The sequence below is a fragment of the Skermania piniformis genome (assembly GCF_019285775.1).
GTDB lineage: Bacteria > Actinomycetota > Actinomycetes > Mycobacteriales > Mycobacteriaceae > Skermania > Skermania pinensis.
In genome coordinates, this window is sequence record NZ_CP079105.1 from 2,365,146 (window position 1) to 2,377,927 (window position 12,782).

Sequence of the window (12,782 nt, forward strand, 5' to 3'; positions counted from 1 at the left end):
CCCCCGATCCGACCCACTCGACCCGGACCGAGCCACTACGGCGCGACCGTGCGGAACATGACCGCGAGTCCGGCGCTGCCGAGCCGCCGCAGTGGTTCCGCCGTTTCCCCAGATTCGCCGAGTGTCGTTCAGGTGCAACGCCGCCGACCCCGGCTCGGCCGGAGCACCAGGTCGACGGTCACCACTCGCTCTCCTCGACCAGGTTCGGCACCACCAGCTCGACCAGCGTCGGATCGTCCGTGCCCGGCAGCGGTGGCTCGGTCAACCGGTCCAGATACTCCTGCACTGCGGCGAGCCGGGCCCGCAGTCGCAGCACGTCGGCGCCGGTCGCAGCATCCGCCGAGCCGGTTCGCTCGACCAGGCTGCGCAACGTGGCGCGGGCGGCCATCGCCGCGGTCCGGGCATAACCCAATCGTTCCTGCCGACTGCGTTCGGCAGCGGCGACATCCGCCCGATCGGCATCCGGCCCGACCGCGGCTACGACGCTGATCGCCGCCCGGTACTGATTCCAGGACTCGAACATCGACCGATCGACTCGGATCAGCTCACGTCGGCCGGGCGCGGCCGGCCGACCCGACGGCTCGACGCCACCGGCAGTGACCCCGGCCTCGATATCGAAGAGCTCTCGCCCCCGCGCCGGCAACTCGGCGACGAGGTACCCGTCCCGCACGACGACCGGCATCACCGCCAGCAGCGCACCGGTTGCGGCGTCCGCGGTCCACCCGATCAGCTCCGCCACCTCCCGGCAGGTCGGCTCGACCCCCGCGGCCAGCGCCGCGGTGATCACAAAGCGGTCCTGCGCCGGAAAGTGCTCAATCTGCAGGTCGGGAATGTCGGGACCGTTCCAGGCAATGATTCGCGGTGGTACCGCACCGATGTCGAGATAGCCCTCGTCGAACAGCACCGTGCTGTCCCGGTCGGTATCGTCCCGGTCGGCACCACCGAGTGCGATCGGCCTGGATCCGACCGAGGCCGCCTCGTCGTCGATCCATTCGGTGAGCTGGGCGACCAGATCCTGCTCGGCCGCCGGTGCCGGATCGGGGATCTCGCCCGCGAGCCGGGTTGCCGCATCGGCCACGTCCAACTCGGCTGCACCACGCAAGGCTTCGCGCAACAGGTCGGCCAGGACACTCGGCAATTCCCGATCGATCGCGCGTTCGGTCAGGTGCACCAGGGCGTACTCGGCGTGCCCGTACAGCCGCCGGGCGTTGCGCCGGTCGCCGACTCCGAGGTTCGCTACCGCCTCGTCGATGAGCAGAGCGCCGTCGTCCACCGGATAGAGCAAGCAGCGGTCGAGCGCCGCGACGTGGGCGACGCGCTGCCACGTCGGGGTGAGCCGCCGGCCGGCGGTCGATGTCACCGATGGCCCGGCGGCGCGCACGGCGGTCAGCAGGTCGACCATGGTGGGATCGCCGACCGCCGTCGCCAGCGGCGCCGGATCGCCACCAGGGGCTATCGACCAGTACAACAACTGGTCCGGGCGGGCCGCGTCGACCTCACATACCACGCCGCGCCCCAGAACCACCGGGACTGCGACAACCGCCGGTTCGCTCGTCGACCACCAGCCGATGCCGTCCTCGTCGTCGACGACGAGCACGCCGACCGGTTCGCCGGGCCGGGTCTCGTCCGAGTGCGTCACTGTGCCGTGCTCCGCCCTTGCCGGTGCCGCGGCGCCGCGGACGCCTCGTTCAGCGCAATCAGGACCATGCGCCGGACGAGCCCGATCGCGGCAGTCGGATTCGCGCTCAGCGCGTCCGGCGGCCGACCGGCCACCCGCCAGCGCGCACGTATCCGCCGGGCCAACTCGGTCGGCGAATCGATCGGCGCACCCTCGCGGTCCAGGGTGCCGGTCAGTAGCTCCAGCGCAAAACGCTTCTCCCAGCTGTCACCGGAGCCGTCCGGCGCCGGCGCCGGATACGCCGCAAGCGCGGCCGCAGCTCGGCCGTCCGTCTCGGCCGATCCGACAAGCATTGCAACCGAACCCATTTCGGACAGGTCGTGGGGAGCAGTGGGGCGCTCGTGCTCGGCCCGCCGCCGGTCGACGCGCTGGGCATCGCGAGCGCTGTCGCCCAACTTGGTGAGGTAGATGATCCGCACATCGTCGACCCGCTCACCTTTCGCAAGCTGATGGGCGATCGTCTTACGCGCCCGGCGCCACGCCTCACCCCGATGCTCGGCGAGCACCGGGTGGATCGGGAGTCGGCTCACCGTGGCATCGACGATGTCGGTCGCGTGTTTCCAATCCTGCGCGTCCGGGATCTCGACGGTCGGCCAGCCACCCGGGCACAGCCGGTCGATCTGACGCGCAATTATTTCTCGTGAGTCCGGGTCGAAATCGTCGAGCTTCACGATCAACGCCACCGCATACGCTGCGACGGCGACCGGCCGGTAACGGCTCGCGTGGCTGTCCGGATCGGCGAGAAAAGCCTCGGCCACCGACCGATCCTCGAGCACGCCGCCGCCGCCGGCTTCCTGCTCCGGGTCGATCATGACCGCGCGTACCCGCGGCGGGACCTTCCACTCGTAGCACTTCACCGAGTCGCCCACCTTGGCCGGCAGTCCGGCCGGACGCCACTCTTTCGGTACCTTCCCGAAACCGGCGCTGAACCGCGCCAGGCCGTCACCGAACTCACGATAGAGCGCCGAAACCTTGTCCCACTCGTCGGGCAGATCGACCGACCGGTCGGTTCGCGCGAGACAACTCGCGTCCACACCGTAGTGGGCCCGTACCCAATCCCGTTTGGCCAGCGCGCCGGACCAGCCCTTGAGCTCGTCGACGAATTCCTTCTTACGCGGTTTCGGCGCGGCGGCGCGGACGACCCAGGCGGCCACCAGGCTCCGGCGCGAGGTCGCGGTGGCTCGGCCCGGCGCCCACCAGGTCGATTCGGCCGACCAGTCGGCAACCGGATAAGGCGGCATACAAGCGATCTCCCGTCGATGCGATACCCGATTGTCGCCGTCCGGCGGCGGCCCAGGTATCCGCCGAACGACCGACGTCGGCACGGGAAGCCGGGTCGGCCTCAGCGGGCCCGCGGATGCGCGCCGGCCCACACCTCACGCAACGACGACACGGTGACCAGCGTGTAGATCTGGGTGGTGGTCACCGACGCGTGGCCGAGCAGTTCTTGCACCACCCGCACGTCCGCACCGCCGTCGAGCAGGTGGGTGGCGAACGAATGCCGCAGCGTGTGCGGGGAGACGTGCGCGGTCAGCCCGGCCCGCTCCGCCGCGGTTTGCAGCACCTGCCATGCGCTTTGCCGGGACAGCCGGCCGCCGCGTGCGTTGAGGAACAGTGCGTACCCGGACTCGACCGGGCCGGTCCGCGCGCCGGCCAGCACCGGTCGGCCGCGCACCAGATAGTTGTCCACGGCGGCGACGGCAGGGCGGCCGATCGGCACCAGGCGTTGCTTACCGCCCTTACCGTGCAGGATCACCGAGCGCTCGGTCAGGTCGATATCGTCGACGGCCAGTCCGACGGCCTCGGAGATCCGAGCGCCGGTGGAGTACAACAGCTCGAGCAACGCGCGGTCCCGCAGCTCACGCGGCCCGCCCGCCGGCGAGTCGCCGCCCGCGCCGTGCAACAAGGCCAGCACGTCGTCCAGCGGCAACGATTTCGGCAGCCGCAGGCCCGGGGCCGGCGGCTTGACCGCGTGTGCGACATCGGTCGCGGTCATCCCATCCGCCGCCGCGAACCGGTGGAGGCCGCGAACGGCGATCAGCGCGCGTGCCGCCGAGCTCGCCGCCAGCGGCGGCCGGCGAGTCGCCGTGTCTCCGCCGCGCAACCGGCGCACGAAATCGGCGACGTGTGCCTCGGTCACCTGGGCCAGCTCGGTGACCCCGTGCTCGCTCAGATGAGCGGTGTATCGATCCAGGTCACGGCGGTAGGAGCTGAGCGTGTTGGCCGCAGCGCCGCGCTCCACCGCAAGGTGATCGAGGTAGGCGCGGAGCTGGTCGGCGAGCACGGCGGTCGAATCAGCGGCCGGCCCGGGCGGCGGCCTCGGCGGCCTTGCGCGTGTCGAACGCGGTCGGTCGACCCGGCCAGGGCGCACCGGCCGGTCGGGGGGTGATCCCGCCGGATCGGACCGCCGCGAATGCCAGCAGCCCGGCAACCGCCGTCGCGTTCTCGATCTCGCCGGACAGCGTCCGGCGCACCGCTTCGTCGATCGGCAGGCGGACCGTGATGATGTCGGCTTCCTCGTGCTCCGGATCGGGCTGTTCGGTGACGCTCAAATCCTGCGCCAGATACACCCGCAACGTCTCGTCCATGAAACCCGGGGAGAGCGCGACGTCGACCAGCACGGACCAGCGGCCCGCCGCGAGACCGGTTTCCTCGGCAAGCTCGCGGGCGGCAGCGGTCGCCGGATCCTCGCCGGGGACGTCGAGCAGCCCGGCCGGCAGCTCCAGCAACCGCCGGCCCAGCGGGTGCCGGTACTGATCGATCAGCACCACCCGCTCCCGATCGTCGATCGCCACCACCGCGACCGCGCTGTGGTGCTCGACCACCTCGCGTTCGACGACGCTGCCGCCGGGCATCATCACTTGGTCTTTGCGCAAGGCGAGAATTCCGCCGGAGAACACCGTCTCGCTCGCCAAGGTCTCGAAGACGTGCCGGGAACCGGCGGTTTCCGTGCTCGACGGGTCGGTCATGCGATATCCGTTCCGGGTTCGTCGGTATCGGGGGCGTGGCCGGGCAGATCCACCGGCAGCCGCTCCGCCGCCTTGTACCGCAGCGCCGCTGCGATCAACGCCGCGAACAACGGATGTGGCCGGGTGGGACGACTTTTCAGTTCGGGATGCGCCTGCGTGGCGACGAAGAACGGGTGCGTCGTGGTCGGCAACTCGACGAATTCGACCAGTTGCCCATCCGGCGAGGTCCCGCTGAACAGCAGACCGCTGCCGGCGATCTTGTCCCGATAGGCGTTGTTCACCTCGAACCGATGCCGGTGGCGTTCGGACACCAGATCGGTGCCGTACGCCTGGGCGACCAGGGTGCCCTTCCCGAGCACGGCCGGATAGGCGCCGAGCCGCATCGTTCCGCCCAGATCGGCTTCGCCGGCGACGGCCTGCTGCTGATCGGCCATCGTCGAAATCACCGGGTGCGGGGTATCCGGTTCGAACTCGGTGGAGTTCGCGTCGGCCAGGCCGACCGAGCGAGCGGCCTCGATCACCACGCACTGCAACCCCAGGCACAGTCCGAGCAGCGGGACGCCCCGGGTACGGGCATGACGGATCGCGCCGACCTTGCCCTCGATGCCGCGGATACCGAACCCGCCGGGCACCAATACCGCGTCCACCCCGCGCAATGCCGCCGCCGCGCCTGCGGGGGTCTCGCACTCGTCGGACGGCACCCAACGGACGACCACCCGGGCATGATGGGCGAACCCACCGGCCCGCAATGCCTCGGTCACCGACAGGTAGGCGTCCGGCAGGTCGACGTACTTACCGACCAAAGCCACCTCGACCGTCTCCCGTGGTTCGTGCACCCGAGCCAGCAGGCCACCCCACACCGCCCAGTCGACGTCGCGAAACGGCAGGCCGAGCTTGCGCACCACGTAGGCGTCCAGACCTTCCCGGTGCAATACCCGCGGGATGTCGTAGATCGACGGGGCGTCCGGCGTGGAGATGCAGCCGTCCACGTCGACGTCGCACATCAGCGCGATCTTGTCCTTCAGCCCCGGCGGCACGTCCCGGTCGCAGCGCAGGATCAGCGCATCCGGCTGGATCCCGATGTTGCGCAGGGCCGCCACCGAGTGCTGAGTCGGCTTCGTTTTCAGCTCCCCCGACGGACGCAGATACGGCACCAACGACACATGCAGGAAGAACACGTTGTCCCGGCCGACATCGTGGCGGACCTGGCGGGCAGCCTCCAGGAACGGCTGCGATTCGATATCGCCGACGGTGCCGCCGATCTCGGTGATCACCACGTCCGGCCGGTGACCGTCGTCCCCGGGTTCGCCCATCGCCAGGATGCGGCGCTTGATCTCGTCGGTGATATGGGGAATGACCTGAACCGTGTCGCCCAGGTACTCGCCGCGCCGCTCCTTGGCGATCACCGCCGAATACACCTGGCCGGTGGTCACGTTGGCCGATCCGGACAGGTCTCGATCCAGAAAGCGTTCGTAATGACCGACGTCCAGGTCGGTCTCGGCACCGTCCTCGGTGACGAACACCTCGCCGTGCTGGAACGGATTCATCGTTCCGGGATCGACGTTGAGATACGGATCGAGCTTCTGCATGGTGACCCGGAGACCGCGTGCGGTGAGCAATTGCCCCAGGCTGGACGCGGTCAGACCCTTGCCGAGCGAGGATACGACGCCCCCGCTGACGAAGATGTGCTTGGGCGCTATCCGGGACCGATCGCGTTGGTGCTGCACGGGACTTCACGGTAACACCTGCCGCGATCGATGCCGGGCCGCGCCGGGCGTCGCGCGCGTCAGGCCGGTGGTTGCCCGCCGGCCGGCGCCGCACCGACCGTCACCGCGGTCGCCTTCGGCCCGGTGCCGTATCGGCCGGATCCGCCGGTCGCCTGTTCCTGCAGCGCCAGGACGGTGCTGATCCGGCCCGCAGCCCGATTCACGTCGTCCACGGTCGACGTCGCCGCGGTGAGCGCGGAATCCGCCCGGACCATCGCGATCGGTCCGCTGCCGAGTGCGGAACCCAGCCGGCCGGCCAGCACGCTGCCGAGGCCGCGCCCGTCCAGCGCGGCAGCGAACCGGGCAACCACCGCACCCACGTTGCCGTCGGCCGCACTACCGTCGGCGGTCCCGGCGGAGTCCGGCGCCGTGGCACCGCCGGTGATCACCACGGCGAGCTGCGCCGGCCGCGCCGGTCCGTCCGGGAACGTGATGAAGCCACCGCTGGACATGGTGTTCAGCACCAGATCCCGATCCGGATCGGGCAGCGGCGGTTGCCCGTCGGGCAGCAGCAGCACCGCACCGAGCAGGTCGCCGGACAGGCTCCCCTGATCGATGGCTCCGGTGCGCAGCTGCACTCCGGCCGGGACCACGTTGGTCACCGCGGTCCGCAGCCGGTCGGCCTCGGCCGGGTCGACGAAGGCCTGGGTGAGCGCGACCCGACCGGTCGACGTGCCCCCCGCCGCGACGATCGCCCGGGTCACGCCCTCGACGTCACCCGGGTCGGCGTCGGGCGTGCTGAACACCACCACCGTGCGGTTCGCCAGCGCGTCGTGCAACACCCGGCCGCCGGTCGCGGCGTTGAATTCGTCGGCGGCGGCCAGGTCGTGGGTGAGCTGATTGTTGGTGCCCTGCAGGTCGTCGACCTGATGCTGCAGATCCGACTTGTCGTCGCGCAGCCCGGACAGCAATCCCGACGCCAGCGTCTGCGAACCGAGCACCATCCCGACCGCCAGCGCCAGGAAGATCGCAGCGATCGAGACCGCGTGCTGCCGTAGCGATATCACGTCCGGCACCCGATCGCCGCGGGCAATCCGATCGCCGCCCCGATCACTGCGGCAGCCCGCGCAGCAATTCGGTGAATCGATCCCACCAGCCCACCAGCCAGTCGATCACCTCGACGCCGGTGTTCGAGACCAGCACGGCAACGATCACCGCGATCAACGCGGCCAGGACCAGCAGCGCGATCACCCCGCCGGCGACCCGGCCCCGGTAGAGCGTAGCGACCGCCTTCCCGTCGACCAGCTTGGTCCCGACCTTGAGCCGGGTCAAAAACGTGGCCGGGTTGGATTCGCGCCGGCCGCGATCGAAGAAGTCGTCGAGGGTCGCCGGGGTCCCCACCGCGACGATCAGCGCGGCACCGTGGTGGTCGGCGAGCAACAACGCCAGGTCCGCGGCACCGGCGGAAGACGGAAACGTCACCGCGCCGATGCCGAGGTCCTGGATCCGCTCCAGGCCGGGCGCTCGCCCGTCCGGATCGGCCGGTAACACCACTTCCGCGCCGCTCTTGAGCGTCGGCGTGGTGATCGCGTCCGGATCACCGATGATCAGGTCGGGGCGATAGCCCAACTTGGTCAACGTGTCCGCACCGGCGCCGACTCCGATCAGGATCGGCGCGTACTCCTTGATGAACGGTTTGATGCTCATCAAGTCTGCGACGTGGTCCGGGCCGTCGGCCACGACCACGACATGCCGATTGGACAGCTCGACGCCGACGTCGGGCACCCCGACGCCGTCGATGATCAGCGAACTCTCCATCCGGATGAACTCGGTGGTGTTGCCGGCGAACGCCTCGAGGTGCACCGCCAATCCGTTGCGGGCCTCGATCATCTTCGCCGAGACGGCATCGTCGGTGAGCTCGTTGCCGTCGGCGAGCTCCTTCTCTCCGGCGTAGACGACGCCGTCGTACACCCGGATCTTCATGCCGTCCTTGACCGACTTGAAGACCTGCGGACCGACACTGTCGATCAGGGTGATGTCGCCGGCGATCAGCAGTTCGGGGCCCAGATTCGGGTACCGACCGGAAATCGACGGGGACGCGTTGATCACCGCGACCGCACCGGCTTCGACCAGCGCGTCGGCGGTGAACCGATCCAGATCGAGTTCGTCGAGCACGACGATGTCGCCCGGACCGACTCGGCCGAGCAAGCGGGCGGTGTTGCGATCGACTCGGGCGATGCCGGTGAGTCCGGGGAGCGTGTCCCCGGAACGGGACAGCAACGCGGTCAGTTTCATGTTTTCGATAATGATCTTGGATGCGCTCGTCACGCTGGAGGCGCGCCGCAACATGATTAACTTTTGTCACACCGGCATCACGGCCGCATCGCGCCCCGATATGCTGCCGACACACACGGCAGTGCAGGCCGCAGTGCCGCACCCGACCGCATTGCCGCCTGCACTGCAGTGACCCACATCCGCCGGCCCCGAGGAGATCCGCGACCATGGCGCGTTACACCGTCGAAACCGAAATCGCCGCCCCGCGGGACGTGGTGTACGAAATCTTCGCCGACCGGGAGAACAACGGCGACTTCCTGCCGGTGACGACCAAGCTGGTCCGATCCGGCCTGAACCAACGCCAAGGCGTCGGTGCCGTGCACTTCCTGGGGATCGGCAAGGTCGGGGTAAGCGAAGAGATCACCGACCTGGATCCGGGTCGCCGGATCGCCTACCGGATCGTGCGGGGTGCACCGGTTCGCCGGCACACCGGCGAGATCACCTTCGCCGACTCGCCCAAGGGGACCAAAGTCACCTACACGATGGACTCGGACCCGTCCCTGCCGATCCCGAACGTCGTCGCCAAACAGTTCCTGCGCGGATTGATCACCGGCATGATCGCCGGCGCCCGCCGGGAAGCCGCGAAGCGGGTCTGACGCCCGCAGACACCGGAATCGGGGTCAGCCGCGTTCGGCCCGGGCGGTCGCCAGCAGCTCCTCGGCGTGCGCCCGGCCGGTCTCGGTGTCGTCCAGCCCGGCCAGCATCCGGGCCAGTTCCACCACCCGCTGGTCGTCGGCCAGCGTCCGGACCACACTCGCGGCGTCGCGGTCGGTCCGGTCGACCACCAGATGGGTGTCGGCGAAAGCCGCCACCTGAGGCAGGTGGGTTACGACGATCACCTGCCGGGTGCGGGCAAGTCGAGCCAGCCGACGGCCGATCTCGACCGCCGCCCGGCCGCCGACGCCGGCATCGACCTCGTCGAACACCATCGTGGCACCGTGTTCGGAGTCGGCCAGCACGACTTCCAGCGCGAGCATCACTCGGGACAACTCGCCGCCGGACGCGGTGCGCCCGATCGGCCGCGGCTGCCCGCCGTCGCTCGCGGCCAGCCGGAACTCGACCTCGTCGATGCCGAACGGCCCGGCTGTGACCGTATGTCCGTCGACCACCAGTGCCGCCGCATCCCCGGCCGCGGCCGGCACCGGCCGCACCTGCACCTGCAGGCGCGCACCACCCATCGCCAGACCGCCGAGTTCCCCGCTGACCGCCTCGGCCAACTTCGCCGCAGAATCGTGCCGCGCCGTGGACAAGTCGGCCGCGAGCCGGGCGAGTAACGCACCCGCGGCGTCGACCTGCTCGCTCAACCGGGACAGCGCGTCGACCGAAACATCCAGCGACGCAAGGCGTTCGCGACCACGCTCGGCCCACTCCAAGACGCCCGCAACATCGGCGGCGTACTTGCGGACGAGAGCCTTCAGCTCGGCCTGCCGACCGAGCAATCGGTCCAACGCGCCGGGGTCCGCGGGCAGCGCGTCCAGGTAGCTGCTCAGTTCACCGGCAGCGTCGACCGCGATCGCGATCGCCTCACCGAGCCGGGGCGCCAGTTCGGTCAACGCCGGGTCGTCGGTGCCGTCCAGCCGGGCGCGGGCGGTGCCGAGCAGGTCGAGTACCCCGCCGGAATCGGCTGCACCACTGTCGTCACCGGTCAGCATCAGGTGCGCCGCCGTCGCGGCATCGCGCAACGTGTCCAGCTCGCTCAGTCGACGAACCTCGGTGACCAGCGCCACGTCCTCGCCGGGTTCCGGCGCCACCGCGTCGATCTCCAGCAACGACTGCTGCAACCGGTCCGCCTCCAAGGCCAGCTCGCGCGCGCGTTCGGTGCGTTCGGTCAGCTCGCGCCGGGTACGGGTCCACTCGGCCCGAACCGAGCGGTACTGCGATAACAGATCGGCGACCGGACCGCCGGCGAACCGGTCCAATGCCCGGCGCTGCTCGTCCGCGCGTTGCAACCGGAGCTGATCATGCTGGCCGTGCACCGTCAGCAATGGGGCGGTGAACTCGGCCAGCACACCCGCCGGAACACCTCGCCCACCCAGGTGCGCCCGCGAACGACCGTCGGCGGTGACCGTGCGAGCGACGATGACGCTGTCGTCATCGTCCCGGCCGGCCCCCGCCTCGTCCAACATCCGGTCCAGCTCGGAACGCAGCTCGACCGCCACATCCTCGGTGCCGAACCGGCCTTCCACAACCGCCCGCTTCGCCCCCGCCCGCACCCGATCGCTGGCCGCGCGGGCACCGCCGAGCAGGTGCAGGCTGGTCACCACCATCGTCTTACCGGCACCGGTCTCGCCGGTGAGCACGGTGAATCCGGCGTCGAATCGGGCCGACGCCGTGGAGATGGCGCCGAGACCCTCGATCCTGATCTCTTCCAGCACGCCGACTACGCCCTTCCCCGCCAGCCGGTCACCGGCAGATCGAACTTACGCACCATCCGGTCCGCGAACGGTGCCGAATCGAGCCGCACCCACTGCACCGGACGCTCGCCGCAGACCGCCTCGACCCGTCCGCCGCGGGGCAGCTCGAGCGTGCGCCGACCATCCAGGAACACCACCGCGTCGTGCCCGGCGGCAACGGTCTCCACCGCAATCACCGACGCCGGGCTGGTCACCAACGGCCGGGCGAACAAGGCGTGGGCGTTGCTCGGGATCACCAGCAGCGCTTCCAGTTCCGGCCACACCACCGGGCCGCCGGCGGAGAATGCGTACGCGGTGGACCCGGTGGGAGTGGCGATCAACACGCCGTCGCAACCGAACGCGGAGACCGGCCGTCCATCCACCTCGAGCACGACCTCGAGTACCCCCAGTCGGGACTCGTTTTCGATGCTGGCCTCGTTCAACGCCCAGCCGCGACCGAGTACCTCGTCGTCGCGGCGCACCGACACGTCGACCGTCATCCGCGGTTCCACCTGGTAATCCTGCCGAATCACCTGCGCCAACGCATCGTCGAGGTGTTCCGCCTCCGCCTCGGTGAGGAACCCGATCCGGCCGAGATTGATGCCGAGCACCGGGGTGTCCGACGGCCGGGCCAGCTCGGCCGCGCGGAGGAACGTCCCGTCGCCGCCGAGGCACAGCACCATCTCGCAGCCGGCAGCGGCGTGCGGCCCGGGGTCGACCGCGGTCGGCTGCACCCCGCACCCCGCAGCCACGCCGGACCGGTCGAGCTCACCGCCGAGTACCCGGAGGCCGATTCCGGCCGCGGCGAACGAACGGGCAACGCGCCCAGCGGTCTCGGCGATGTCGGTCCGGCCGGTGTGCGATACCAGCAAGATCTCCCGGGTCATGCCGGTCCCGCCGTCACGGCCGCGGCAATTCGCTCGGCCGGCCCGATACCGTCTACGGGCGGCTCGCGGCGCAGCCACAGGAAGTACTCGACATTGCCGGACGGTCCCGGCAGCGGGCTGGCCACCGCGCCGTGGACGTGCAGCCCGAGTCCCGCCGCGGTGTCGGCCACCCCGCAGACAGCCGCGCCGCGGAGCTGCGGGTCCCGTACCACCCCGCCCGCGCCGACCCGATCCTTACCCACCTCGAACTGCGGTTTGACCATCGGCAACAGGTCCGCGTCCGGCCCGGCGCAACCGGTCAACGCGGGCAGGACCAAGCCGAGGGAGATGAACGACAGATCGGCGACGACGAGATCGACCGGGCCACCGATCTCCGGGGCGGTCAGCGCACGCACATTGGTCCGGTCGTGCACCTGAACCCGGGGATCGTTGCGCAACCGCCAGACCAGCTGGCCGTACCCGACATCGACCGCGACCACTGCACGAGCCGCGCGCCGCAGCAACACGTCGGTGAACCCACCGGTCGAGGCGCCGGCGTCGAGACACCGGCGTCCGGCAACCCGGAGGCCGGCCGGCTCGAAGGCCGCCAGGGCACCGAGCAACTTGTGCGCACCCCGGGACGCCCACTCCATGTCGCCGTTCGGCGCCGGCCGAACCACCAACGGGGTGCCCACCTCGACCGCCGTCGCCGCCTTGCTGGCCACGGCACCGGCAATCAGAACCCGGCCGGCACCGATCAACTCGACCGCGTGCTCCCGGGATCGGGCCATTCCGCGCCGCACCAGTTCGGCGTCGACCCGCGCGCGCCGGGCCAC

At 70.3% G+C, this 12,782-nt stretch carries 12 protein-coding genes; 2 read left to right on the forward strand and 10 right to left on the reverse strand.

What is annotated here, in order from left to right; genetic code table 11:
• Window positions 1-178 precede the first annotated feature (178 nt).
• The 7 genes from KV203_RS11020 to steA form a co-directional block, all read right to left on the reverse strand.
• Window positions 179-1,639 (reverse strand): hypothetical protein, encoded by a 1,461-nt coding sequence (locus KV203_RS11020; protein WP_066473728.1) that lies wholly within the window; start codon window positions 1,637-1,639, stop codon window positions 179-181.
• Window positions 1,636-2,919 (reverse strand): hypothetical protein, encoded by a 1,284-nt coding sequence (locus KV203_RS11025; RefSeq protein WP_066473727.1) that lies wholly within the window; start codon window positions 2,917-2,919, stop codon window positions 1,636-1,638. The genes KV203_RS11020 and KV203_RS11025 overlap by 4 nt, the downstream gene beginning before the upstream one ends.
• A 101-nt stretch (window positions 2,920-3,020) precedes the next feature.
• A complete protein-coding gene (gene xerD / locus KV203_RS11030; RefSeq protein ID WP_066473724.1) occupies window positions 3,021-3,962 on the reverse strand; it encodes a site-specific tyrosine recombinase XerD in 942 nt (313 codons plus the stop codon).
• Between the two features lie 10 nt (window positions 3,963-3,972).
• Window positions 3,973-4,647 (reverse strand): NUDIX domain-containing protein, encoded by a 675-nt coding sequence (locus KV203_RS11035; protein ID WP_066473721.1) that lies wholly within the window; start codon window positions 4,645-4,647, stop codon window positions 3,973-3,975.
• Window positions 4,644-6,374 (reverse strand): CTP synthase, encoded by a 1,731-nt coding sequence (gene pyrG, locus KV203_RS11040; RefSeq protein ID WP_066473720.1) that lies wholly within the window; start codon window positions 6,372-6,374, stop codon window positions 4,644-4,646. The genes KV203_RS11035 and pyrG overlap by 4 nt, the downstream gene beginning before the upstream one ends.
• Window positions 6,375-6,433: 59 nt before the next feature.
• A complete protein-coding gene (locus tag KV203_RS11045) occupies window positions 6,434-7,420 on the reverse strand; it encodes a copper transporter (RefSeq protein WP_066473884.1) in 987 nt (328 codons plus the stop codon).
• A gap of 43 nt (window positions 7,421-7,463) precedes the next feature.
• The gene (gene steA, locus KV203_RS11050; protein ID WP_066473719.1) at window positions 7,464-8,648 is read right to left on the reverse strand and encodes a putative cytokinetic ring protein SteA; all 1,185 of its coding nucleotides are present in this window, start codon (window positions 8,646-8,648) and stop codon (window positions 7,464-7,466) included.
• A 10-nt stretch (window positions 8,649-8,658) separates the two neighbouring features.
• On the opposite strand from steA, the gene KV203_RS11055 reads away from it, so the two are divergent.
• Window positions 8,659-8,820 (forward strand): hypothetical protein, encoded by a 162-nt coding sequence (locus KV203_RS11055; protein WP_157079925.1) that lies wholly within the window; start codon window positions 8,659-8,661, stop codon window positions 8,818-8,820.
• Window positions 8,821-8,854: 34 nt separating this feature from the next.
• Window positions 8,855-9,283: an SRPBCC family protein gene (locus KV203_RS11060; protein WP_066473716.1), complete on the forward strand. Its 429-nt coding sequence runs from the start codon at window positions 8,855-8,857 to the stop codon at window positions 9,281-9,283.
• A gap of 24 nt (window positions 9,284-9,307) precedes the next feature.
• Here the strand turns inward: KV203_RS11060 and recN are convergent, their stop codons facing one another.
• The 3 genes from recN to KV203_RS11075 are packed head-to-tail and all read right to left on the reverse strand — an operon-like array spanning window position 9,308 to window position 12,782.
• A complete protein-coding gene (recN, locus tag KV203_RS11065) occupies window positions 9,308-11,062 on the reverse strand; it encodes a DNA repair protein RecN (protein ID WP_066473713.1) in 1,755 nt (584 codons plus the stop codon).
• 5 nt (window positions 11,063-11,067) lie between these two features.
• Window positions 11,068-11,967 carry an NAD kinase gene (locus KV203_RS11070; RefSeq protein ID WP_066473708.1) on the reverse strand — a complete coding sequence of 300 codons (900 nt, stop codon included), beginning with the start codon at window positions 11,965-11,967 and terminating at the stop codon, window positions 11,068-11,070.
• On the reverse strand, window positions 11,964-12,782 hold the full coding sequence (locus tag KV203_RS11075; protein WP_066473706.1) for a TlyA family RNA methyltransferase: 819 nt from the start codon (window positions 12,780-12,782) through the stop codon (window positions 11,964-11,966). Before KV203_RS11075 ends, KV203_RS11070 begins: the two co-directional genes overlap by 4 nt.